Annotated in this window: 19 protein-coding genes and 1 tRNA gene; 11 read left to right on the top strand and 9 right to left on the bottom strand. The window is 63.3% G+C overall.

Translation table 11 applies throughout. From position 1 onward, the window contains the following. The first annotated feature begins 3 nt into the window (after positions 1-3). Positions 4-1,080, top strand: coding sequence for a recombinase RecA (gene recA / locus CHU95_RS18600; RefSeq protein ID WP_094457800.1), 1,077 nt, complete (start codon positions 4-6; stop codon positions 1,078-1,080). 69 nt (positions 1,081-1,149) lie between these two features. On the opposite strand, the gene CHU95_RS18595 is transcribed toward recA, so the two are convergent. Continuing rightward, entirely contained in the window at positions 1,150-2,007 is an 858-nt protein-coding gene (locus CHU95_RS18595; protein ID WP_245838391.1) for a phytoene/squalene synthase family protein, read from the bottom strand. 299 nt (positions 2,008-2,306) lie between these two features. On the opposite strand from CHU95_RS18595, the gene CHU95_RS18590 reads away from it, so the two are divergent. The 3 genes from CHU95_RS18590 to hpnE all read left to right on the top strand — a co-directional run bounded on the left by CHU95_RS18590 (position 2,307) and on the right by hpnE (position 6,155). Beyond that, positions 2,307-2,933 (top strand): superoxide dismutase, encoded by a 627-nt coding sequence (locus tag CHU95_RS18590; protein ID WP_094457799.1) that lies wholly within the window; start codon positions 2,307-2,309, stop codon positions 2,931-2,933. Positions 2,934-3,144: 211 nt separating this feature from the next. Continuing rightward, entirely contained in the window at positions 3,145-4,899 is a 1,755-nt protein-coding gene (locus tag CHU95_RS18585) for a squalene/phytoene synthase family protein (protein ID WP_094457798.1), read from the top strand. Beyond that, on the top strand, positions 4,896-6,155 hold the full coding sequence (hpnE, locus tag CHU95_RS18580; RefSeq protein WP_165772257.1) for a hydroxysqualene dehydroxylase HpnE: 1,260 nt from the start codon (positions 4,896-4,898) through the stop codon (positions 6,153-6,155). Before CHU95_RS18585 ends, hpnE begins: the two co-directional genes overlap by 4 nt. Positions 6,156-6,172: 17 nt before the next feature. Here the strand turns inward: hpnE and CHU95_RS18575 are convergent, their stop codons facing one another. The 3 genes from CHU95_RS18575 to CHU95_RS18565 all read right to left on the bottom strand — a co-directional run bounded on the left by CHU95_RS18575 (position 6,173) and on the right by CHU95_RS18565 (position 9,597). Next, positions 6,173-6,685 carry a YybH family protein gene (locus CHU95_RS18575; RefSeq protein WP_094457797.1) on the bottom strand — a complete coding sequence of 171 codons (513 nt, stop codon included), beginning with the start codon at positions 6,683-6,685 and terminating at the stop codon, positions 6,173-6,175. 98 nt (positions 6,686-6,783) lie between these two features. Continuing rightward, positions 6,784-8,073: a Xaa-Pro dipeptidase gene (locus tag CHU95_RS18570; RefSeq protein WP_094457796.1), complete on the bottom strand. Its 1,290-nt coding sequence runs from the start codon at positions 8,071-8,073 to the stop codon at positions 6,784-6,786. A 114-nt stretch (positions 8,074-8,187) separates the two neighbouring features. After that, positions 8,188-9,597 (bottom strand): class II 3-deoxy-7-phosphoheptulonate synthase, encoded by a 1,410-nt coding sequence (locus tag CHU95_RS18565; protein ID WP_094457795.1) that lies wholly within the window; start codon positions 9,595-9,597, stop codon positions 8,188-8,190. 245 nt (positions 9,598-9,842) lie between these two features. Here CHU95_RS18565 and CHU95_RS18560 point away from each other — a divergent pair, with 245 nt between their 5' ends. After that, a complete protein-coding gene (locus CHU95_RS18560) occupies positions 9,843-11,192 on the top strand; it encodes an AmpG family muropeptide MFS transporter (protein ID WP_094457994.1) in 1,350 nt (449 codons plus the stop codon). Here CHU95_RS18560 and CHU95_RS22560 read toward each other — a convergent pair. After that, on the bottom strand, positions 11,189-12,448 hold the full coding sequence (locus CHU95_RS22560) for a hypothetical protein (RefSeq protein WP_165772256.1): 1,260 nt from the start codon (positions 12,446-12,448) through the stop codon (positions 11,189-11,191). The two genes, CHU95_RS18560 and CHU95_RS22560, sit on opposite strands and share 4 nt — an antisense overlap. Before the next feature lie 734 nt (positions 12,449-13,182). On the opposite strand from CHU95_RS22560, the gene CHU95_RS18550 reads away from it, so the two are divergent. Continuing rightward, positions 13,183-13,386 carry a hypothetical protein gene (locus tag CHU95_RS18550; RefSeq protein WP_133065574.1) on the top strand — a complete coding sequence of 68 codons (204 nt, stop codon included), beginning with the start codon at positions 13,183-13,185 and terminating at the stop codon, positions 13,384-13,386. Between the two features lie 77 nt (positions 13,387-13,463). After that, a tRNA-Met gene (locus CHU95_RS18545) sits at positions 13,464-13,538 on the top strand. A 60-nt stretch (positions 13,539-13,598) separates the two neighbouring features. Here CHU95_RS18545 and CHU95_RS18540 read toward each other — a convergent pair. Beyond that, on the bottom strand, positions 13,599-14,537 hold the full coding sequence (locus CHU95_RS18540) for a lysozyme family protein (protein ID WP_094457792.1): 939 nt from the start codon (positions 14,535-14,537) through the stop codon (positions 13,599-13,601). Positions 14,538-14,783: 246 nt separating this feature from the next. Between CHU95_RS18540 and CHU95_RS18535 the strand changes: the two genes are divergently transcribed. Further along, positions 14,784-16,580, top strand: a complete 1,797-nt coding sequence (locus CHU95_RS18535; RefSeq protein ID WP_094457791.1) for an acyl-CoA dehydrogenase — start codon at positions 14,784-14,786, stop codon at positions 16,578-16,580. A gap of 148 nt (positions 16,581-16,728) precedes the next feature. Further along, complete coding sequence (locus CHU95_RS18530; protein WP_094457790.1) at positions 16,729-16,932, top strand: hypothetical protein; 204 nt, start codon at positions 16,729-16,731, stop codon at positions 16,930-16,932. A 6-nt stretch (positions 16,933-16,938) separates the two neighbouring features. Here the strand turns inward: CHU95_RS18530 and CHU95_RS18525 are convergent, their stop codons facing one another. Further along, entirely contained in the window at positions 16,939-17,472 is a 534-nt protein-coding gene (locus CHU95_RS18525) for an RNA polymerase sigma factor (protein ID WP_245838389.1), read from the bottom strand. A 438-nt stretch (positions 17,473-17,910) separates the two neighbouring features. Here CHU95_RS18525 and CHU95_RS18520 point away from each other — a divergent pair, with 438 nt between their 5' ends. Beyond that, the gene (locus tag CHU95_RS18520; RefSeq protein ID WP_094457788.1) at positions 17,911-18,996 is read left to right on the top strand and encodes a glycosyltransferase family 2 protein; all 1,086 of its coding nucleotides are present in this window, start codon (positions 17,911-17,913) and stop codon (positions 18,994-18,996) included. 8 nt (positions 18,997-19,004) lie between these two features. Beyond that, complete coding sequence (locus CHU95_RS18515; protein WP_094457787.1) at positions 19,005-20,618, top strand: glycosyltransferase family 39 protein; 1,614 nt, start codon at positions 19,005-19,007, stop codon at positions 20,616-20,618. 18 nt (positions 20,619-20,636) lie between these two features. On the opposite strand, the gene CHU95_RS18510 is transcribed toward CHU95_RS18515, so the two are convergent. Both CHU95_RS18510 and CHU95_RS18505 read right to left on the bottom strand, forming a co-directional pair. Further along, positions 20,637-22,250 (bottom strand): methyl-accepting chemotaxis protein, encoded by a 1,614-nt coding sequence (locus CHU95_RS18510; RefSeq protein WP_094457786.1) that lies wholly within the window; start codon positions 22,248-22,250, stop codon positions 20,637-20,639. 112 nt (positions 22,251-22,362) lie between these two features. Continuing rightward, positions 22,363-23,058, bottom strand: coding sequence for an ATP12 family chaperone protein (locus CHU95_RS18505; RefSeq protein ID WP_342744755.1), 696 nt, complete (start codon positions 23,056-23,058; stop codon positions 22,363-22,365).

Below are 23,058 nucleotides of genomic sequence, written 5' to 3'. Positions count from 1 at the left end.
ATAATGTCGGCAGCTCCACTCCGTCTGGTTGAAACACCCATGGACAAACAAAAAGCTCTGGATGCCGCCCTCGGCCAGATCGAACGCGCGTTCGGCAAGGGCTCGATCATGAAGCTGGGCGCCAAGGAGGCGTCGCAGGAGACGGAGGTGGTTTCCACTGGCTCCCTCGGCCTCGATATCGCGCTGGGCATTGGCGGTTTCCCACGGGGCCGCATCATTGAAATCTACGGGCCGGAAAGCTCGGGCAAGACCACACTCGCCCTGCATGCCATCGCCCAGGCCCAGAAGAATGGCGGCGTCTGCGCCTTCGTCGATGCCGAACATGCCCTGGACCCATCCTATGCCCGCAAGCTGGGCGTGGATGTGGATGAATTGCTGATTTCACAGCCCGATGCCGGCGAGCAGGCGCTTGAAATCGCTGATACGCTGGTGCGCTCCGGTGCCATTGATGTCCTGGTGGTGGACTCGGTGGCGGCCCTGGTGCCACGCGCCGAACTGGAAGGCGAAATGGGCGACAGCCATGTCGGCCTGCATGCAAGGTTGATGAGCCAGGCACTGCGCAAGCTGACCAGTTCCATCTCCAAGTCACGCTGTCTGGTGATCTTCATCAACCAGATCCGCTTGAAGATCGGGGTGATGTTCGGCAACCCGGAGACGACGACAGGTGGCAATGCGTTGAAATTCTACGCGTCCGTCCGCCTGGACATCCGCCGTATCGGCGCCATCAAGGACAGGGAGACTGTCACGGGCAACCAGACCCGCGTGAAGGTGGTGAAGAACAAAATGGCGCCGCCGTTCCGCGTCGTCGAATTCGACATCATGTATGGCGAAGGCGTGTCCAAGGTGGGCGAACTGCTTGACCTTGGCATCCAGGCCGGCGTGGTGGACAAGTCCGGCTCCTGGTTCTCCTATGACGGGCAGCGCATCGGCCAGGGGCGTGAAAATGCCAAGACCTTCCTGCGCAACAACCCGGCCGTGGCCGACAGTATCGAGCAGAAGATCCGGGCCAATGCCGGCATCGTGGCCGGTGCCATGATGGGCACGCCAGAAACCGACGGCGACGCGTCCAGCCCGGAATAACCCCGACATCCGCCCCGGAAGGTGACTTTCCGGGGCGGATTCAGTTCAGGGGATGATCATCCTGTCGGGTTACCAGCGGCCGATGGTGGCCGCCCAGCCCACCGCCAGCGGCCGCCCAACGGTGGGGCGCAGCAGAACCGGCGACAGAAGATCATACCCCGCCTTTTCCATGCGGTTCAGATAATGGTCGGCCAGAATGGCCGGCAGCAGCGCTGGCAGCGCCTGCTTGGGCACCTGTGCGCGCAGGGTGCGAGCCTGTTGCAGCAGCGACCGGGCCATGTCGGCGACGGCCTCGGCCACCCTGGCCAGACCCGGCTCCGGCTTGCCGTCAAACAGGGCCGGCTCGGTCACCCGATGTTCCGTCATCAAGGTCAGGGGCAACCGGGAACGGTGGCCGCGCGCCAGGAAGGGGGTCGCACGCAGAATCCCTGTCAGGGCCCAAGCCGTACCAACCAGCCGTGCCGCCTCCATACTGGCCGGATCGCGCGCACCCAATATCTGACAGGCCAGCCGGACCGGGGGTGCGCCGGTTACCTGGGCGTAATTGATCAGACATTCCATATCGGCGGGCGCCTCATCATCCAGGTCGGCTTCACGCCCATCGATCAGAAGATCGAACTGTGTCCGGTCCAGCCCATGACGGGTAATGGCATTGGCCAGCGGTTCCACCACTTCATGCCGACGGGGCTGCCCTTCAAAGGCGCCTTCGATACTCTCCCGCCACCATTGCAGGCGAATCTGGCCCAGGGTGGGTTCGGTAACGACTTCCCGTGTCTTGGCCACTTCATGGTTGAAAGCATAAAGCGCAAACAGATCCTCCCGCACCGATGACGGGGCGAACAGGGCGGTCAGGAACCGGTCATTATCATGCTTGCGGACCGCCTCGGCGCAGGCGGACAGGGCGGGCGGCGCCATGAAATCATCCATTCCAGATTGATCCCGCCTTATAGGCGTTCCGTGTCGCAACGCAAAGCCCAAGCGATCCAGTTGGTTGAGACGGTGATTATTCATAGCAGGCAGCATGCCGGTGAGGCCACGGATCGGCCGCCTGCCCGGCCTGGCGCGTGCAGGCGCGCGGCCGGATGGCGCGCGCCCGGCCGTGAGGGAACATTTAATCAGACCGTCGGGTTGACCAGCCTGCCCGGCGGTCGTATCTCTCAACCCCGTGTCCGGTCGTCCCCGCGTCAGGGACGACACCCACCCCCGAATGAACAGGAGCCATCATCATGGCCTTCACCCTGCCGGCACTGACCTATGACACCGCGGCCCTGGAACCGCATATCGACGCGCTGACCATGGCCACTCACCATGGCAAGCATCATCAGACCTATATCACCAATCTGAACAATGCCCTGGCCGATCACAGCCAGTTGCATGACCTGTCGCTGGAAGATCTGCTGAAGCGCCTGGGCGAACTGCCGGAAAGCATTCGCACCGCTGTGCGCAACAATGGTGGCGGTCACGCCAACCATTCGATGTTCTGGTCCATCATGGGCCCGAATGGCGGTGGCGATCCGACCGGCGATGTCGGTGCAGCCATCACCCGTGATTTCGGCAGCTTTGAGGACTTCAAGAAGAAGTTCAACGAAGCCGGCACGAAGCAGTTCGGTTCCGGTTGGGTGTTTGTCACCGCCGATACGGCTGGCAAGCTGGCCATCGTGGCCCAGCCGAACCAGGATACGCCGCTGTTCAACGGCACGCCGGTCCTGTTCGGCAATGACGTGTGGGAACACGCCTATTACCTGAAGTATCAGAACCGCCGGGCCGATTATCTGGCCGCCTGGTGGAACACCGTGAGCTGGGATGCCGTGAATGATCGCCTGGCCAAGATCAAAGCCGGTGCGGTGATCTGATCGCCGGCAGCCCGGTCCCGGAGGCGGGGTGGTCTGACCACTCTTATCCGGGAAGATCGGCCTTCCTGCCCTGATATTGTCCAAACCCCGCCGGTCCCGCCGGCGGGGTTTGTTCGCCACGGGTGTCACTGCCGCATTATCGCCCCTTCAACAAGACAGGCGGTCGTGGCAAACTGCGCTTCCGACCGACGACAGAGCCCCCGCCCGACCCATGGCTGAATTCCGCCTGTCCACACAGAACCCCGCCCAACCGGGCGATCCCGCGGCCCGCAAGGGTGCGGCGGCGGAGAATTTTCCGGTCGCGTCACGGCTGATCCCGGCGCCCTACCGGCCGCATGTCCTGGCCTTTTATGCCTTTGCGCGGCTTGCGGATGATATTGCCGATGATCCCCATGTCGAACCTGACATGAAAATTGCCCAGTTGGATGCGCTGGAGCGGGCCCTGGTCAGTGGCATCGGTAACCAGCCCTGGCTGGCCCCCGCCCTGACTTTGAAGGCCACCCAGACCGCGACCGGCGTGTCGGGCATCCATGCGCGCCAGTTACTTCAGGCGTTCCGCCGGGATGCCATGGGAAGCCACTGCAAAACCTGGCAGGATCTGGTCCTTTATTGTCGTTATTCCGCCAATCCCGTGGGCCGCTTCCTGCTGGAACTGCATGGGGAAGGGATAAACGCGGCGCCGGCCTCCGATGCCCTGTGTACGGCCTTGCAGATTCTCAATCATATTCAGGATTGCCGGCATGACTGGGTGGAACTCGGTCGTTGTTACCTACCCACCGCCTGGTTCAAGGAAGCCGGCGGTTCGGTCGAACATCTGGTGGAAACGGAGGCAACACCGCCTGTCCGGACTGTGATCGACCGGACCCTGGACAATGTCGATTCGCTGCTGCGCCGGGCCAGCGCCCTGCCCCGCCTGATCGCCAACCCCGGCCTGCGCTTGGAATCGGCGGTCATCATCGAAATGGCGGTTGCCTTGTCAAAACAGTTGCGTCGGCGCGACCCGCTGGCCGGGAAGGTCCAATTGTCCGCCTTCAGCCGCGTGGGTGCCGTGCTGCTGGGTGTGCTGCGTGGCATGTCACGCCGGCCGCCGCGCCTGTCCCCGGAAAGCGGGCTGGCCAAGGCCGGAAGCTGCGGCACCTCCACCTTTTACTGGCCGCTGCGCCTGCTGGGTCAGCGTAAGCGTCGCGCCATGTTCGCCATCTATGGCTTCTGTCGGGCGGTGGATGATATCGCTGATGGGACCGAGAATAATGAGGTCAAGCGGGGCGCCCTGACCGATTGGCAGCGGCGAATTGATGCCATGTATGGCATGCCCAGTCCCGGGCGCCATCATGGGCGCCTGCGCGATCTGGCTGCTGCCGTCCGCCGCTACAATCTGCCCCAGGCAGAGTTCCAGGCCGTCATTGATGGCATGATGATGGATGTTGATGGCCCGATCCGCGCCCCGTCGCTGGGCATGCTGGCGCAATATTGCCGGCGGGTCGCCGGGGCCGTCGGGCTTTTGTCCGTCCGGATTTTCGGCAAGGGCGATGCAAGCGCCGACGCCTTTGCCCTGGCCTTGGGTGAGGCACTGCAGCTGACCAACATTCTACGGGATGTGGAGGAAGATGCGCGGGATGGCCGCTGCTACCTGCCGGAGGAGATGCTAGAAGAAGCCGGGATCGACATTTACGCAGTTCAATCTGACCCCGTCGCCTTATTGACCGACCCGGCCCTGCCCCAGGTCTGTGAAGCGCTGGCGGACCGTGCAGAGGCTGCTTACCATCAGGCCAACAACCTGCTGAAACAGCCGCACCGCAAGCTGTGGCCTGCTGCTGCAATGATGGTGCTGTATCATCGTATCCTGGTGCGGCTGCGCCAGCGCGGTTGGTCGCCCGATGCGCTGACCCGTCGCCCCCGCCTGGGCAAGTGGGAAAAGATCAGCGTTGCGCTGTCCTGCGCCCTGGGCCGTTCGCCCCGGCTGTGACGGGCACTACCCATGTCGTCGGTGCCGGTCTGGCGGGTCTGGCCTGCGCCACTGCCCTGGTCGCGGCCGGCCAGCAGGTGACCCTGTATGAGGCGACGGACCATGCGGGCGGTCGCTGCCGGTCCTGGTACGACGCAAAGCTGGACCGGACCATCGACAATGGTAACCATCTGATCCTGGGTGCCAACCGGGAATGTCTGACCTATCTGGACCGCGTCGGTGGCAGGGATGGCTTACAGACCGTTGATCCGGTATGTCTGCCCTTCAGGGATCTGCAAACCGGAGAGAACTGGGCGCTGCGGCCGGGCCTCGGCCCCCTGCCACTGTGGCTGGCCGATCCGCACCGCCGCGTGCCCGATAGCCGGTTGGTCGATTATCTGCGGGTCCTGACCTTGGCCTTTGCCGGTCCCGACCGGCGGGTGATCGATCTGCTGCCGGAGTCCCATCCGCTGACGGCAAGATTGTGGAAGCCGTTGGCCGTGTCGATCCTGAACACCCCTTATGAGGAGGGTTCAGCCCGGCTGCTCTGGGCCGTGTTCCGGCAGACCCTGCTGCGCGGCGCCGAAGCCTGCCGGCCGTACATTGCTGGTCCCGGCGGGCTGTCCGCAGCCCTGGTCGATCCAGCACTGAACTTTCTGGCCAAGGCGGGGGGGGATGTTCGTTTCGGCAAGCGGCTAAAGGCGCTTTACCGGTCGGCGAACGGCGCCGTCGACCTGCTTGATTTCGGGACAGAAATGATCCGGCTCACCCCGGACGACCGCGTCGTGATCGCCCTTCCCGCCGAAACGGTGGGCGCCCTTCTGCCCACATTATCCATACCCGATCGTTCCCATGGCATCCTCAACGCCCATTATCGCCTGGATCAGTCCGCGCAACTGCCCGGCGGATTGCCCCTGTTGGGGCTGACGGGTGGCATTGCGGAGTGGCTGTTCGTGCGCGAGGATGTGGTGTCGGTGACGGTCAGCGCCGCCGACACCCTGATCAACCGGCCTGTCGATGACCTGCTGGCGCTGCTCTGGCGGGATGTGGCGGCGGCGCTGGGGCGGGACCCTGACCGCCCCGCCATGGGACGCCTCATCAAGGAAAGGCGGGCGGGTTTTGCCGCCACTCCAGATCAGAATCGACGGCGGCCCGGCATCCGCCATGGCCCCAACCTGTTTCTGGTCGGTGATTGGACCGATACCGGCCTGCCCGCCACCATTGAAGGGGCAGTGCAGTCCGGGCACCGCGCCGCCGCCCTGGTCACAGCAGCGTGAAATCCGGACCACAATCCTTAATCATCAAAACGCAGGCCCTGGCTTTTGACCGCCTTGTCAAAAGCGTCAACCTTGACCGGCCCCCAACTGTCAGCGGCGAACGCCCAGGTGCCATTGGCCGTTTTCACCGGCATGGTGATGAAGGTCCCGGCCATTACCTGTGCCGGTTTGCCTTTTGGCGTCACCGTCAGCTTGAAATGCCCGATATCGGCCGCAGCGTCATCGCCCTGCATGGTCCGCTGCACAATGCGAAAGCGGATATCCAGCGCATCGCCATTGGTCCGGGCCGCATCGAACATCTGACGGAACCCGCCCAGTACGTCGGCACGTCCCGCCTGCCACTGCGCTTCGCCTGGTCCTACTTGCAGGTAGCTGACATCGGGCGTGTAAATTCGTTCCATGACGCTAAGATCCAGCGTCGTGTAGGCGGCACGCATATCACCATAGATCCGGTTAATGGCCGCATCGTCGGCATGGGCGGGGATGACAAGAACCAGGCTGGCAAGAAGGGTGGCGGTGGTCAGACGCATATCGACAGATCCTGTTATCGGGGGCGCGTGATCTCAGGCAACCAAGATGCCGCCGCTGCTTTGCCCCCGAATGTCGAAAGGGTGAATGGCCTGTAACGTCAGAGCGTGCCCTTCACCAGCTTCCCCCCCTTCACCACCACATCGACCCTTTCCAGAACCGAGATATCGGCCAGCGGATCGCCCTTCACGGCAATCAAGTCGCCATAGCGGCCAACAGCCAAGGCACCGATATCCGAAGATGCCCCCAAGGCGTCGGCAGCGTTCACCGTCGCGGCCTGGATGGCCTGCATCGGTGTCATGCCGAACTGCACCATGCGGGCGAACTGTTTGCCATTATCGCCATGGGGGTAGACGCCGGCGTCGGAGCCGAAGACCATCTTCACACCAGCCTTCACGGCGCGGCTGAAGCTCTCCCGCTGGGTCTTGCCCACCACCCGTTCCTTGGCCAGGCTTTCAGGCAGGAAGCCCGCCGCCTCTCCCGCCGAGAGGATATATTCGGTGTTGTAGATATCCATGGACAGGTAGGTGCCGCGTTCCTTGGCCAGTCTGATGCCTTCATCATCAATGAAGCTGGCATGTTCAACCGTATCCACCCCGGCACGGATGGCGGCCTTGATGCCGGCAGTGCCATGGGCATGGGCGGCGACCTTCAGGCCCAGGCGCTTGGCCTCCGCGACGATGGCGTCCATTTCTTCCTGGGCCAGTTGCTGGGCACCAACCTGTGTGCCTTTGGACAGCACCCCGCCGGTCGCGCAGATCTTGATGAGATCGGCGCCATATTTCTTTACCTCGCGCACTTTCTTGACCACACCCCAGGGACCGTCGGCAGCACCCTGGCTGTGCGCGTCATACTCGGGCGGCAGCAGATTGTTGTCGCAATGGCCACCCGTCGCGCCAATGGAGGGGCCGGAAACATAAAGACGGGGACCGTTCAGGCGGTTGGCCGCCAAGGCGCGACGCAGGGCAACGTCCGCATAACCAGCGGCACCCAGGTTACGCGCTGCTGTAAAACCGGCCATCAGGGTCTTTTCCGCGTGGATGACACCATTGATGGTTTCATCACCCGTCGATTCCGCCAGCCCTTCATAACCATGCATGTCGTGGCGGCCCGTCAGATGCACATGCATGTCGATCAGGCCCGGCAGAATGGTCATGCCCGCGAGATCGAGCCGCTCCGCCCCCGCCGGCACCGCCAGCGACCCTTGCGTCCCCACGCTCGTGATCCGGCCATCGGTGATGACCAGGGCAGGCTTCTCCACCGTTTTTCCCGACACGACATCGACCATGCGGTCGGCCTGGACATAGGTGGTTCCGGCCTGGGCGGACAGGGCCGTGGCGGACAGCAGGATGGCGGCGAGCGTCTTCTTAACGGTGGCAGGCAACGGCATGGAAACCTCTGGATTGCTGTTTTGCAAACAGGGTTACCATGCGGGTGCCGAAAAGATAAGCAACCAAGACAAGAGCCGACGGCGGTGGCAGCCCACCGCCGCCGGCTTCGAACCTTACTCCGCCGCCACGCGGGTACGCGGCTGCCCATCCCGCACAGCCTTCAGGCTTTCCGCGATCAAGAAGGCCAGTTCCAGCGACTGGCTGGCATTCAGGCGCGGGTCGCAGGCCGTGTGATAGCGCAGGGCCAGCGCATGATCGCTGATGGCCTGGGCGCCGCCCGTGCATTCGGTCACGTCCTGACCAGTCATCTCGAAATGCACACCACCGGGATGGGCACCTTCGGACCGGATGACCTCCATGAAGCCACGCACCTCGCCCAGGACCCGGTCGAAGGGTCGGGTCTTGAAGCCGGTGGAGGACTTGACGGTGTTGCCATGCATCGGGTCGCAAGACCAGACGACGGTACGGCCTTCCCGCTGCACCTTACGCACCAGCGGCGCCAGCTTGTCCGCCACCTTGTCAGAGCCCATGCGCACGATCAGGGTCAGGCGACCCGCCTCATCTGCCGGGTTCAGGATGTCGATCAGGCGGATCAGGTCATCGGGGTCCATCGTCGGGCCGCATTTCAGGCCGACCGGGTTCTTCACCCCGCGCAGGAACTCCACATGCGCACCATCATGCTGGCGCGTACGGTCGCCGATCCACAGCATGTGGGCCGACACGTCGTACCAATCGCCGGTCGTGCTGTCGATGCGGGTCAGCGCCTGTTCATAGGGCAGCAGCAGCGCCTCATGGCTGGTGAAGAGTTCTGTCTCTCGGATTTGCGGTGTGGTCTCTCCCGTAATCCCGCAGGCAGCCATGAAGGACAGTGTCTCGTCCAGGCGGTTGGCCAGGTCCTGGTACCGCTCGCCCTGCGGGCTTTTCTCCACAAAGCCCAGGTTCCACTGATGGACCTTATGCAGGTCGGCATAACCGCCCTGGGCGAAGGCGCGCAGCAGGTTCAGCGTGCTGGCCGACTGGTTATAGGCCTGAACCATCCGCTCCGGATCGGGAATACGGGCGTCAGGGGTAAAGTCGAAGCCGTTGATGATGTCGCCGCGATAGCTGGGCAGTTCGACGCCGTCGATGATTTCGGTATCAGCCGAACGCGGCTTGGCAAACTGCCCGGCCAGACGGCCGACCTTGACCACCGGGGTAGCGGCGCCGAAAGTCAGCACGACCGCCATCTGCAACAGCACGCGGAAGGTGTCACGAATATTGTTGGGGTGGAATTCGGCAAAGCTTTCGGCGCAATCGCCGCCTTGCAGCAGGAAAGCCTCGCCGCGCGCCACCTTGCCCAGATGATCCTTCAGCCGTCGCGCCTCGCCCGCAAAAACCAGCGGCGGATAGGCCGCCAGCTTGGCTTCGACGGCCTTTAACCGGGTTTCGTCGGGATAAGACGGGACCTGCCGGATCGGCTTGGCGCGCCAGCTGTCCGGCGTCCAGCGCCCAGCGGTCCCCACCTTCTGCGTATCCGTCGACATGATCCTGCTCTTCCTTCTACAGCCATCGCCGCACCGGCCTCGTCCCGGCGGCGGGATGTGCATATGGTTTACCCAACATCGGATTTCACCGGTGGGTCAAACTTTGTAAGCGGAGAGGGTTGGTATTTTCCAGTCCAAACGACCTGCATTCTGCGCAATGTTCGTGCGCAAATAGGCCGCGCGGGCCGGCCGGTGCTTGCCTATACTCCGGCGTCAACTCTTCGCCTACCGAACAGGACATGCCCATGACGGTCGACACCGCAACCCCGGAGCCGAAAAAGCCTATCGGCTGGCGCGAGGTGCTGCGCTCGCTGCGCCAGCGCAAGGTGCTGGTCATGCTGCTGTTGGGCTTTTCCTCGGGCCTGCCGTTCCTGCTGACCGGCAATACGCTGGGTTTCTGGCTGCGCGAGGGCGGGGCCGATCTGGCCACGATCGGCTTCCTGTCCTGGGTTGGCATCGTCTATTCGCTGAAAATATTCTGGGCACCGCTGGTGGACCGGCTGGATGCCCCGGTCCTGGGCCGGCTGGGTCGGCGGCGGGGATGGATGCTGCTGTCGCAATTGCTGATCGGCGGCGGGCTGTTCGGCATGGCTGCCGTGGGGCCGGAGGGGGCAAACCTGTGGAAGCTGGGTGCCTTTGCCCTGTTGGCGGCATTTGCCTCCGCGACCCAGGACATCGTGATCGACGCCTGGCGCATTGAAAGTGCAAAGGACGGCGCAGAACAGGGTTTGCTGTCCGCCGCCTACCAGACTGGCTATCGCGCTGCCATGCTGGCCACCGACAGCCTGATCCTGTTGCTGGCGGCGGGGATTGGCTGGCAGGCTTCTTATGGCGTAGCCGGGGCCGTGATGGCCGTGGGTCTGGTCGCCACCCTGCTGGGCAGCGAGCCGGCCCGCCATGCGCCGGCAGGGGAAACGGCGGCGACACCGCTCTGGCGTATCGAAGGACTGGTCGATGCCTTCATTGGCCCGTTCCTGGCCTTCCTGCGCACCTATGGCACGCTGTCGATCCTGATCCTGCTGGTTGTGGCCACCTTCCGTCTCGGGGATTTCATGATCGGCCCGATGATCAACCCCTTTTATGTTGATCTCGGGCTCACCAAAGAAGTGGTCGGCACCGTTCGGGCGTCCGTCGGGCTTTGGGCCTCCATTGCCGGGATCGCGCTGGGCGGGCTGGCATCGGTGAAGCTTGGCTTCCGCCGGACCTTGATTCTAGGCGCCATCCTCGGGCCCTTCTCCAACCTCGCCTTTTCGGTGATGGCACTTAGCGGGCCGGATATCGGCGTGTTCACAGCAGCCATCATTGTCGACAATATCTCAACCGGTTTTGCCGGCGTGGCGCTCACCGCCTATATGTCCAGCTTGACCAGTCTCGGCTACACGGCGACCCAATATGCGCTGTTATCCTCTTTCTATGCGTTGCTGGGCAAGATTCTGAAAGGATTCTCCGGCCAGATGGTGCAGGCAATGGAACCGGTCGCCGGTCAAATGGGGGCCTACGCCCTGTTTTTCGCCGGTACGGCCGCCATTGGTATCCCGGTCCTGGCGTTGTGCCTGTTCCTGGACCGCGCGGCACGGCGGCAGCAGGCGGCCTAAACCACCCGCTGCAACCGACAGGCGCCTGATACGGCTTGATCAGAAGCCGCAAGGACAGGTGCACATAGGTGGATTGGTCCCGCCACCACCGCCAGGGTTCGTGCCACCGCCACCGGGGTTGGTCCCGCCGCCGCCAGGGTTGGTCCCGCCGCCGCCAGGGTTGGTCCCGCCGCCGCCGGGGTTGGTGCCACCGCCGCCGGGATTGGTGCCACCGCCGCCAGGGTTGGTGCCACCGCCGCCAGGGTTGGTGCCACCACCGCCAGGGTTGGTGCCACCACCGCCGGGGTTGGTGCCACCACCGCCGGGGTTGGTGCCACCGCCGCCGGGGTTGGTGCCACCGCCACCGGGGTTGGTGCCACCGCCGCCGGGATTGGTGCCACCGCCGCCGGGATTGGTGCCACCGCCGCCGGGGTTGGTGCCACCGCCACCGGGATTGGTGCCGCCGCCACCGGGATTGGTGCCACCGCCGCCAGGGTTGGTGCCGCCGCCACCGGGGTCGCTGGTGCCGCCACCGCCAGGGTTGGTGCCGCCGCCACCGGGGTCGCTGGTGCCGCCGCCAGGGTTGGTGCTACCACCACCGGGGTTGGTGCCGCCGCCCCCTGGCGTCGTCCCACCGCCGCCCGGATTGGTCCCCCCACCGCCGGGGTTGGTACCGCCACCAGGGTTCGTCCCACCACCACCGGGGGTGGTGCCGCCACCGCCAGGTATTGTGCCGCCACCGCCGGGAATGATACCGCCACCGGGATCAAGGACACCGCCGCCGCCTGGCGTCGTCCCGCCACCACCGGGGTTGATCCCACCTCCCCCAGGTGTCGTCCCACCACCACCGGGGTTGGTCCCACCTCCCCCAGGTGTCGTCCCGCCACCGCCCGGATTGGTCCCCCCACCACCGGGGTTGGTGCCGCCGCCCCCTGGCGTCGTCCCACCACCGCCTGGATTGGTCCCCCCACCACCGGGGTTGGTCCCGCCACCGCCTGGATCAGTTCCACCACCGCCGGGGTTTGTGCCACCACCACCAGGGTTGGTGCCGCCGCCACCCGGATCCGTCCCGCCACCGCCAGGGCCGGTGCCGCCGCCCGGCCCCCTGCCGCCGCTGCCGCCGGCGCCGCCGGCGACAACGCCACCGACGCCAGCCGCGACCCCGGCAACAACGCCAGGCACAACGCCGGCACCGACCCCTGCTGCGGTTGCCGTTGCGCCGGTGGCACCGGCACCACCACCGCCACCGCCCCCCAGGGTTGACGCCCCGCGATCATCCTGGGCGACCACTTCAGCCACCTGCTGATCATCGCTGGATCGGGAATTGATATTGGTCAGGGTGTCATCACCCAAGGCCACAACGGTACGACTGCCGGGATTGATGACCTCGCCCCCGATTAACTGGATCTGGGTCTGCAACCCGGTGGCAAGGCCGATAGCGGTGGCGATCGCCCCCAGATTCAGAGGCTGGTTGGCGTAGATGACAGGGTTTTCCACCATGGCCACCAGGATGAAACGCCCCCGCAGCACACTTTCCATCACATTGACCCCAACCCGGACCTTGGCCGCCGTCATGGCGGTCGCTGGTCTGGGTCCGCCGGTCACCTGCACCCGCAGGTCACGGATTTCCAACTCCGGCGGAAAGCCGCTGACCGACTCCGGCAAAGCCTGCACCCGGATCCCGGCCAGGCCCCCGTCATTTATGGCGGCCAGGGCCGCCGCCGCCCGGCCCTGGATATCAAAGGCGAAGGGCGCCACCAGCACCAGCAATGTCAGGATGACACCCGCATATAGCAGGAAACGGAAAAACCAGCGAAGCGGCGTCAGCAAAAGGCGCAACATGGCAGACGAACCGGTAAGGCCAAGAGATCGGGCATCCTACCCCGGCGGCACCCCCAAAGTCTTGTGGCGCATGTGCCGCAACACCACCATCAATGGATGGGGTGGACAGCACCCCCAGACGCACCGCATGCTGCTCCGCCGGATCATATCGGAACGGATGCCCCGAGCCATGTCATCCCCGTCGCCCAAGCTGTTCATATTCCGCTGGCGCAACAATGCCGGGCGCGAGACGGAGCTGTCCTGCTGGGCCCTGAACGAACGGGAAGCAGAAATGTCTGCCCTGCGGGCCGGCTGGCCAGGCCATGACGGGACCCGTATCGGGTCCTACAGGGCCCAGCTCAAAAGGCACCTGCTCTACGACGAGGATTTTTAAAATCAGGTGTTGACAGGCCGGGCGCAGTTTCATAAATAGCGGCTCCCGTTCGGGGCGACCTGAACGGACCGAGTTTCGGCACCGTAGCTCAGCGGTAGAGCAGGGGACTCATAAGCCCTTGGTCGCGTGTTCAAATCACGCCGGTGCCACCATAAAAAACCCCGTCGGAGATCGCTCCGACGGGGTTTTTGCTGTAGCCGGCCGGTACGGTGTTACGCGGCGATCAGGCTCCCGGCCGACAGGTTGGGACCAACCTTCATGCCGTACCCGTTACTGGGCTTACCGCTGCTGGCATCGCCTTCGTCACTGTCGCGCGCGCCGGAACCAGTGGAGCGCTTCTTCTCCTCCTCATCCGTGGATGGCAGGGCCAGACTGTCCAGCATCATGATGGTGAATGTGGAGATGGGTTCCTTGCCGCTGGCGGCGGAGCGGTTACCGGTCAGCCAGGGTTGTGAGGAATTATCGACCGACTGGACCGTGCCCAGGCTTGTGGACCCGGCAAATTGTGCCGGCGCCCCATCGAACTTGGCGGCAAAATTATCAAAGATCTGGCCGACCGATTTCGGCCGCGTGCCGTCGTAGAAGACATTCAGATTGGCCTTGGCCGCATCAGGCAACAGGCTGGCCGCCGGCTGGTTGGGGTTCTTGTCCAAGGCCTTCAGGAACTTGGCAGCCCCCCCTGCCCCCAGGAAATGCGCCATATACAATTCCGTATTGCCCACCGGACGGCCCAGTTCATTCTCCAGATGGGTTTTGTTGTCATTGGCCAGTTCGGCGGCAAAAATCGCCGACAGGCGCGGGTCCTTGCGCAGATTGAGGATTTCGCGGCGGGTCTGAGGGTCGGAAACTGACCCATTATTGATCTTGTCGGCATAAACACCCAATCCATACTTGGCCCCGTGCTGTTCCACCATGTTCAGCCAGGTTCCCTCAGTGAACTGGAACAGGCCGGTGGCACTGCTGGTCGATGCCTTGACATCTGTGCGATAGCCGCTTTCAACCCCGGCCTTATCCATCAGATAGGCAAAATCGACCCCGGTGGCGTCACTGGCCTGCTGCACGGCACGAACGACATGGACCGGCGCGTTGCGCGCGCTTCCCTTGGTTTCAGCAGCGCTGCCCTGGTTCAGGAGGGTGAGGTCGGTGTTCACGGGTCGGCTCCACGGGTACGGATGGCGCAGGGTCTAAAGCAATAGACATGCCAAGTGGTGCGTCACGTAAAGGCTGATGACAGGCACCTGCCTTTTACGTTAACGTAAGATGTAAATCGTAGTTCCGATATGCGACCATCCGCCCGGTGGGGCTTGCCGGGTGATTGGCTTCGCGCAATCTTTCCACGATGGACAGGGTGTGCGCTGGAACCCGCCCTGACAATGAAGCCGGGAGGACATGGCTAAATGACCGCTTATAATGCACCCATCCAGGATATGCGTTTCACGCTGAACCATGTGGTCGGCCTGCCCCAGGTGGCAGGGCTGCCAGGATATGATGCCGTGACGCCCGATCTGGTGGATCAGGTCCTGGACGAAGCCGGCAAGCTGGCGCGCGATGTGCTGGCGCCACTGAACTGGGTGGGTGATCAGAACGGGGCCAAGCTGGAAAATGGCGTGGTCACCACCGCACCCGGCTTTCGCGACGCTTATTGGAAATATGCCGAGGGTGGCTGGAACGCGGTACCGTTCGATCCGGATTTTGGCGGTCAAGGCTTGCCCTGGACGCTGGCCCTGCCGATCCAGGAAATGTGGACCTCGGCCAACATGTCCTTTTCGTTGTGCCCGATGTTGAACCAGGGTGCCGTGGAACTGCTGCAGGCCCACGGGTCAGAACAGCAGAAGCGGCTGTATCTGGAAAAACTGATCAGCGGTGAATGGACCGGCACCATGAACCTGACAGAGCCGGGTGCGGGCTCCGATGTGGGGGCCGTCCGTACCAAGGCCGTACCGAACGAGGATGGCACCTGGCTGATTACCGGGCAGAAGATCTTAATCACCTATGGTGAACATGATTTTACCGACAATATCATCCACCTGGTACTGGCCCGCACGCCGACGGCCCCGGCTGGCGTGAAGGGCATCAGCCTGTTTGTCGTGCCGAAATTCATGGTGAATGATGATGGCAGCCTGGGGGCGCGCAATGATCTGCGCTGCGCCGGCCTGGAGCATAAGATGGGCATCCATGCCAGCCCGACCGCTGTCATGGCCTATGGCGATAATGGCGGTGCCGTCGGCTTTATGGTGGGCGAGGAAAATCGGGGCATCGAGTACATGTTCACCATGATGAACAATGCCCGTCTGGGCGTTGGGCTTCAGGGCATGGCAATTGCCGAACGCGCCTATCAGCAGGCGGTGGAATATGCCAAGGGCCGCGTGCAAAGCCGCGCCCTGACCGGCAAGGACCCGAACCCGGTGGCCATCATCAAGCATCCGGATGTGCGCCGCATGCTGATGACCATGAAGTCACAGATCGAAGCGGCCCGCGCCCTGGTTTATTTCACGGCCTCGGCCCTGGATGACGCCCATCGCAACCCAGATGCAGAAGCCGCGAAGGCCGCCAACGCCTTGAATGACCTGCTGACCCCGATCACCAAGGCCTGGTGTACCGATCTGGGCGTGGAACTGACCAGTCTGGGGGTGCAGATACACGGCGGTATGGGCTTCATTGAGGAGACCGGGGCCGCCCAGCATTACCGGGACGCCCGCATCGCCCCCATCTATGAAGGGACCAACGGCATCCAGGCCAATGACCTTGTGTTCCGCAAGGTCCTTCGGGACGGCGGACAGGCCGCCAGCGCCCTGATCGCCGAAATGCGGTCGGTGGCAGCCGCTATTGGCTCTCAACCGGGTGACGACATGGCCACCATGGGCGCCAACCTTGCCGACGCCATTGACGCGGTCGAAACGGCCACAAAATGGGTTCTGGACACGGGCAAGGCCGACCTGACGGCCGTTGCGTCGGGTGCCGTCAACTATCTGCGGATGTTCGGCGTGACCATCGGCGGTTATCTGACGGCCAAGGCGATGATGGCTGCCAATAGCCAATTGCGGGAACCCGGCGCGGATGCCCGTTTCCTGGATGGCAAGATTATCACCGGTCGGTTCTATGCGGATCAGATCCTGCCGCAGGCCCGCGGGCTGCTGCTGATCGTGACCAATGGCCATCGGGCGGTGATGGGGCTGTCGGACGACCAGTTCTGACCGGAACCGGCGGGTGGCGTCCTGCGCCATCCGCCACACCCGACCAAGGATATAGGTCGATCGTTAGTACATCTAGACATTGCGTCGGATAGACTTGGCAGTGCTTTGGATTCCACACTGCCCAAAATCAATTGGGCGGGGGGAACTGATGACAGATATTTCGACCGAGCACCTGCGTTTGCTGGCCGTGAAAATTGCAAAGTCTTACGCGCAGGGCAACCCGGTCGCGCCTGAACAACTGACGGTTCTGATCCAGCAAGCCTATCAGGGCCTCCATCGCTGCATCAACCAGCCACCCGCGGCGCCTGCCGCGGTGAAGAAGCGGCGGCGCGGACGCCCGCGTTTGTCCTGATCGGCATCAGGCGCGGGCTTCCATCTCTCCCTCCATCAGGCGGCGCAACGTGTCACGTGCCCTTGAGAGGCGGGATTTGACCGTGCCTACCGAAATTTTGGCGTTGCGCGCCGCCTGTTCATAACTGGCACCGCGCAACGCCACCATTACCACCATCTCCCGCTGGTCGGATGGCAACCGGGACAGGGCACGGCGCAGATCACGCATCTGCATTCGGCCGATCTGACGGGCCGGCACCGACCCGAGATCGGCGCCGTCACAATCATCCAGCCTCACATGATGGCGATGCCGGCGCAGGCCGTTGATATGCAGGTTTCGCAGCATGGTGGACAGCCAGGCCCGCAGGTTCGTGCCATTCTGCCATAGATGCAGCCGGGTCAGGGCGCGCTCCATGCATTCCTGGGCCAGATCATCCGCCAAACTGATGTCGTGACACAACCCCAGCGCATAGCGGCGCAGATAGGCGCGCTCATCAGCAACCAGCCGCGCAAGCTCTGCACTGACGGAAGATTGATTGGCGTTTTTCCGGTTGGTATCCATATCAACTCCTTTCATCAGCGGGGTATCTCGAGAGAATTTACCGATAAATGATCGCGTTTAGACCGATATTCGATTAAAAAATCATGCATTACAGGCCAATATTTACCGCTCAATGCGCCGTTTTGGGCATTGATTTAAACAGATTTTCCCATGACATTGTCATTATTGTGGCAGCACCAGGCTACCCCCCAGTCTCTTTCGGTGGAACCAACCGGCATAGACCTTCCGGTGCATCCCTGTGCGACCATTGGAAAAACAGGGCGGATACGCTATATCGACCGGGCAGGTGAACCATGGTGGGCACCCACATGACCGGTATGGGCCTAACCGTCCGGTTGGGTGGCGGCCCATAGGGCAAAGGCTTAGTGTCGGCGGTGAAGCGACAGAGCCGGCGGCCAGCGCCATCCACCCTGTCACGCGCCCGTCCAAGGACACGTCATGTCGTCGCCCACCCACGACCCTTCCCGGCACCCCACGCCTCTGCGCCCCTTGAATGAGGCCACGGTGCTGTCCGTGGTGCTGCCTATGCATAATGAGGCGGAGAATATCGACGCGCTGTTCGCTCGCCTGCAACCAGTATTGGAGCGTCTGGGCGTACCGTATGAGGTTGTGTGCGTCGATGATGGGTCGCGTGACGATACTTGGCCCCGGCTGGTCGCTGCCCATACCAACAATCCGCGTATTCGGTTGGTACGGTTCAGCCGAAACTTCGGCAAAGAGATGGCGATGACGGCGGGGTTACGCCATGCCAGCGGCCGCGCCGTGGTCCTGATGGACAGCGACCTGCAACATCCGCCGGAAGTCATCGAAGAATTCTATGCCCAATGGCAAGCCGGCGCGCAGGTGGTCTATGGCGTGCGCCGCTCGCGCGATACCGACCCACCGCTGCGTCGCTTTCTGACCCGTCGTTTCTACCGCATGCTGGACAGCATGTCGGAAGTGCCCCTGCCCCGCGATGCCGGCGATTTCCGCCTGATGGATCGTGCCGTGGTTGATGCGCTGAACCTGATGGCGGAACGCACACGTTTCATGAAAGGATTGTATAGCTGGGTCGGATTTCGACAGGTGGCATTGCCGTTCGAGACGGCACCACGCCATGCCGGCACCACAACCTTCAGCACCTGGAAACTGTTTCGGTTCGCCCTGGACGGCATTGTCTCCTTCTCTACCCTGCCGCTGCGGGTTTGGTCCTGGCTGGGTCTGGCAGTGGCGGCCATAGCCGTGATCTATGGTGCTGTGATCGTGCTGAAGACTGTGCTGTTCGGCGTGGATTTGCCGGGCTATGCTTCGCTGATGGTGGCGACCCTGTTCCTGGGCGGGGTGCAGTTGATCTGCCTGGGTGTGCTGGGGGATTATCTGGGCCGGGTCTTCACGGAGGTCAAAGGACGGCCGCTGTACCTGGTGGCCGACAGTGTCGGTTTTGCCACCGGCACCGCCGTCGAGGATGGCCGCACCGACCATCGTCATGCCGCCGCCGCCCCCCCAGCCGCCCTGCCCGACCGGCGCAGCAGCGGCCTTACCTGACCCACGCCATGGGCACGCAACCGGACGCGGCCTCCACATCGTCCTTCTGGGATGGTGTCGCGCAGATGGCCCTGGCTATCAGCGTGCTTTTTGTGGCCTTCACATTCAAGAATTACGGCATCACCTGGGACGAACCGCTGCACCTTGAAAATGGCTGGCGGGCGCTGGACTGGTACTTGTCCTTGGGCGCGGACCAGCGGGTGCTGGACTTTCAGAATCTGTATCTGTACGGCGCCCTGTACGACACGCTGACAGCGGCGGCCGGGGCCATACTGCCCTTTGATGTCTATGAGTCGCGCCGCCTGATCGGCGGTTTGGTCGGCGTCGTGGGGCTGGTGGCCGTGCGGGCACAGGCGCGGATGCTCGCCGGCCCCCGTGCCGGAGCCTTGGCCGTGCTGCTGCTGCTGTTGACACCGGAATGGCTGGGGCAGGCGTTCGCCAACCCCAAGGATGTGCCCTTTGCCACCGCCGCCGCCTGGATGGGCCTGCTGCAAATCAGGCTGATCCGTGCCCTTCCCCATCAGCGTTGGGGCAGTCTGGCGGCTTTCGGGCTGGCATTTGGCGCGGCCCTGGGCATCCGGGTCGGCGGGGTGGTCCTGATCGGCCCACTGGTCATTGCATGTCTGTACTGGCTGACCCTGCATCTGCGTACGGTGCCCACGGCGACGGCCCTGCGTGACGCGTGTATCGCGGCGGTGCGGTTGCTGGCTTCATTCATTCTGGCGTGGTTGATTATGCTGGCCTGCTGGCCTTGGGCGCAGTTGGACCCGCTGACACGCCCGCTGGAGGCGCTGGCCGGCTTTTCCCATTTCCCTTTATCCTTCAACTTCCCCTTCGCCGGCCAGATCCTGAGCACCACCGATCTGCCCTGGTGGTATGTGCCGGTGGCATTTGGGGTGAAACTGCCAGAGGTGACGCTGCTGGGGCTGGCTGTAGCGTTGGTCATGGCCATACGTGCCGCGACACGCGCGCCTTTATCCCTGCCCCCGGAACGGGTGGGGCTTACCGCTGCCATCCTGCTGCCGCCCCTGATCGTGATCGTCACGGGCGCCGTGCTGTATGACGGGATCCGCCACCTGCTGTTCCTGCTGCCGCCTTTATCTGTTGCCGCCGGGATCGGGCTGGATCGGCTTGCGACCCGGCTGGGCGCCCCGGCCTTTCGGGAGCGGTTCTCACACGGTGCAGGGGTGGCGGCAGCCTTGTTGTGCCTATGGATAGGCTGGCAGGGACTGACCATGGCCCGCCTGCACCCGTATGAGGCCATCTGGTACAATGCGCTGACCGGCGGCGTACGGGGTGCGCAAGGAAAGTTCGAGCTGGATTACTGGGGTAGCCCCTTGTCGGAGGCAGCCGAAAGGCTACGCAACCGCATCGTTGCACAGGAAGGCAGTGGTGCCATCGCCCGCCCCTATCGGGTCCGCATCTGCGGCCCCCATGACAGCGCCCTGCACTTTCTGCCCCCCACCTGGAAGGCCCCCGCCGATGGCCAAGGGGAGGCCGATTTCTACATCGCCTTTAAGCGCAGCACTTGCGGCCCTGTCCCGGCGGGTCCGGAAATCGTCAGGGTCGAACGGCTTGGCGTAACATTGGCCTATGTGCTGGATCTGCGGGGGGGCAGGTGACATTGCCCTGGTTCGGGGTCAAAAACCGGATGCCTGTGGCTGTGTTGCCTGGGCCGGTGCGTGCTGCAACCGATCCAATTGGGCCACAACCCGTTCCGATGCCTCTTCCACCTGGGCAATTTCTTCCATGGCCCCATCCAGGTTGCCGGCATTGAACAGTTCCACTGCGCGGATGCCATGTTCATGCACCGAACGGTGCGGGGCTTCCAGGGCGACAAAGGCCGGGTGGCTGCGGAAAGGCATCGAGCCGGCACCATAATACCATTTGCCCAGCCGGCAGCTATCATGACGGGCCAGTTCTTCGGCCTTCAGGGTCTGCAATCCCACAACCATATCGGCCAGTCGTTTCTTCCACATGATGTGGTCAACCTTGGCGATCTTCACGATCTTGTTGGGGATATCCTGCTTCATCAGGTCGGACAACTGCTTGCCGAGCAGCGATTCCACGCCCTTGGTGGCGTCCACATTGCGCATAATGGACACGCTGTTACGAGCAGCACGGCTGGCAATGTCGGTGACGCCCCGGGCCACTTCCTGTGCAGCCTCCGTCTGCTGGCGCAGGATCGCCGCAATCTCGGCCATCCGTTCTGTGGTAGTGTCGACACGGTCAGAGACGTCGTCGATACGGGCGGACACCTCGCGCATCTGCTGCTGCCCCACAGACACTGCACGGGTCCCCTGCTGCATCGCCCCGACAATGGTGCCCATTTCAGCACGCAGATGCGCCAGCCGGGCGCGGATATCTTCGGTGGCCTTAGCCGTTTGGTTGGCCAGGCTTTTCACCTCCGAGGCGACAACGGCAAAACCCTTTCCGGCTTCACCGGCCCGCGCCGCCTCAATGGTGGCATTCAAGGCCAGGAGGTTGGTCTGGGCGGCAATGGCCTCGATACTGGCCAGGATATCCTGGATACGGTCGGAGGCTTCTGACAGTTCGGACACTCGTGCGGCGCTCTGCGCCACGGCATTGGCGATGGCATCCATGCCACGAACCGCCTGGGCCACCGCTTCACGCCCGCCCTCGGCGACATCATGGGCTTCAGCGGCCAAACGGGCCACATCCTGGCTTCGGGCCGAAATCTCGTTGACGCCGGCCACAGTTTCCTCGGTTGCCGCCGCGATGGCCTGGGCCTGACTGTCGACAGCCCGTAACTGTCCAACCATCTCCGCATTGGCGATCGAGGCATCATTGATGGCGGTCGCCACATCAACAGTGCGATCCATAAGATTGGCAATGAAGGTGGTCGTGCCTTTGCTGTCAGCAGTCGGGCCAGCGCCGCCCACCGTACCCGGTTCCAGCAAGGCGGCCACCGCATCGGACAGCATGCCCCCCAACGCCCGAACGCCTTCCACCGCAGCAGCATGTCTCCAGCGGGAAGCCGCGACCAGCGCCGCCGACAATTCAGCCTGGGTGCTGGCAAAGGCGGCAGCGGCAACCGCCACCGGCCTGCCGGACGCGTGGAAGGCAGCGGCCAGTTGCTGGCGCTTGCCGGCGTCCAAACGACCTTCGATCAGCGCGCGCAGATCAACGGCAGTCAACCCGTCAACATCCAGCCGCCGCTGCAAAGCATTCACAGCAGCATCTGCAACATTGCCCAAACGCGCCAATGCCACACGGCCAATATCATTCACCATCCTAACCAATCCCCCCAGAAACCGAATGTATTTTGTTCAAAAGTGCTTGTAACAGGTTCTGGACAGACTGGAAATATTACCCATCCTTTTGCGCAGTGCAGCAATCTATGCTTCAGCGCAACAGATCCAGGAACCGGACGGTGTGTGCCAGATCGGCGCGCTGCACCGCCCGACGGTCGGCCGCTTCCCAATCCTCGCCCCATTTTTCGATCTGATAATTCTCGTCCAACTGCGCCAGTTCGAAGGCCTGCTCGGCCGAAACATGGCGGTCCACCAAGGCCAGGGACACCAGGAGGGATCCGGTGATGCCGATCGCATTCTGCAGGGCAGTCAAATGCCATTCATCCAACTGGTCCACCGCTGCGCGCAGCGCCTTCAAGGCGTCGGCCGGTTGCGGCTTGTGCATAATCCCGCTGGTGACCAGCAGATGCGCATCATAGCGACGGGCTGCCCAGTCCAGCAGCGGGTTCCACAAGGACGCCTGCCGCTGAATCAGTTCATCGGGCTCGACCGCACGATAGCAGACCAGTTCACTTTCGCCATAGACGGCAGAGGCTTCGGCCACGGCATCCAGCCGGTCACGCACGCCATCGATACTGGTACTGGCCAATTGCGTGAGCGGCATGGTGGCGGGCTTTACCTCGTCCCCTTGCGCGGCCCATTCGGCGGCCATCGCATCAGCCAGCGCCTGGGTGGGCACAATCAGTGGCAATTTGGCGGGCGTACAGACTGGTTTGCCATCCAGGGTCAGGGTAAAGCCCCCCTCTGCTGCCGCCGTTTCCACTGTTTTGTAAAAGCGCTTCATCAT

The organism is Niveispirillum lacus, assembly GCF_002251795.1.
GTDB classification, from domain to species: Bacteria; Pseudomonadota; Alphaproteobacteria; order Azospirillales; family Azospirillaceae; genus Niveispirillum; species Niveispirillum lacus.
This window is presented reverse-complemented; position numbering and strand designations above follow the sequence as displayed.

Excerpts from the sequence above, each read along its gene's own strand:
- recA (WP_094457800.1), top strand. The coding sequence starts at position 4 with ATGTCGGCAGCTCCACTCCGTCTGGTTGAAACACCCATGGACAAACAA.
- CHU95_RS18595 (WP_245838391.1), bottom strand. The coding sequence starts at position 2,007 with ATGGATGATTTCATGGCGCCGCCCGCCCTGTCCGCCTGCGCCGAGGCG.
- CHU95_RS18590 (WP_094457799.1), top strand. The coding sequence starts at position 2,307 with ATGGCCTTCACCCTGCCGGCACTGACCTATGACACCGCGGCCCTGGAA.
- CHU95_RS18585 (WP_094457798.1), top strand. The coding sequence starts at position 3,145 with ATGGCTGAATTCCGCCTGTCCACACAGAACCCCGCCCAACCGGGCGAT.
- CHU95_RS18575 (WP_094457797.1), bottom strand. The coding sequence starts at position 6,685 with ATGCGTCTGACCACCGCCACCCTTCTTGCCAGCCTGGTTCTTGTCATC.
- CHU95_RS18570 (WP_094457796.1), bottom strand. The coding sequence starts at position 8,073 with ATGCCGTTGCCTGCCACCGTTAAGAAGACGCTCGCCGCCATCCTGCTG.
- CHU95_RS18565 (WP_094457795.1), bottom strand. The coding sequence starts at position 9,597 with ATGTCGACGGATACGCAGAAGGTGGGGACCGCTGGGCGCTGGACGCCG.
- CHU95_RS18560 (WP_094457994.1), top strand. The coding sequence starts at position 9,843 with ATGACGGTCGACACCGCAACCCCGGAGCCGAAAAAGCCTATCGGCTGG.
- CHU95_RS22560 (WP_165772256.1), bottom strand. The coding sequence starts at position 12,448 with ATGATCGCGGGGCGTCAACCCTGGGGGGCGGTGGCGGTGGTGGTGCCG.
- CHU95_RS18550 (WP_133065574.1), top strand. The coding sequence starts at position 13,183 with ATGTCATCCCCGTCGCCCAAGCTGTTCATATTCCGCTGGCGCAACAAT.
- CHU95_RS18535 (WP_094457791.1), top strand. The coding sequence starts at position 14,784 with ATGACCGCTTATAATGCACCCATCCAGGATATGCGTTTCACGCTGAAC.
- CHU95_RS18530 (WP_094457790.1), top strand. The coding sequence starts at position 16,729 with ATGACAGATATTTCGACCGAGCACCTGCGTTTGCTGGCCGTGAAAATT.
- CHU95_RS18525 (WP_245838389.1), bottom strand. The coding sequence starts at position 17,472 with ATGGATACCAACCGGAAAAACGCCAATCAATCTTCCGTCAGTGCAGAG.
- CHU95_RS18520 (WP_094457788.1), top strand. The coding sequence starts at position 17,911 with ATGTCGTCGCCCACCCACGACCCTTCCCGGCACCCCACGCCTCTGCGC.
- CHU95_RS18515 (WP_094457787.1), top strand. The coding sequence starts at position 19,005 with ATGGGCACGCAACCGGACGCGGCCTCCACATCGTCCTTCTGGGATGGT.
- CHU95_RS18510 (WP_094457786.1), bottom strand. The coding sequence starts at position 22,250 with ATGGTGAATGATATTGGCCGTGTGGCATTGGCGCGTTTGGGCAATGTT.
- CHU95_RS18505 (WP_342744755.1), bottom strand. The coding sequence starts at position 23,058 with ATGATGAAGCGCTTTTACAAAACAGTGGAAACGGCGGCAGCAGAGGGG.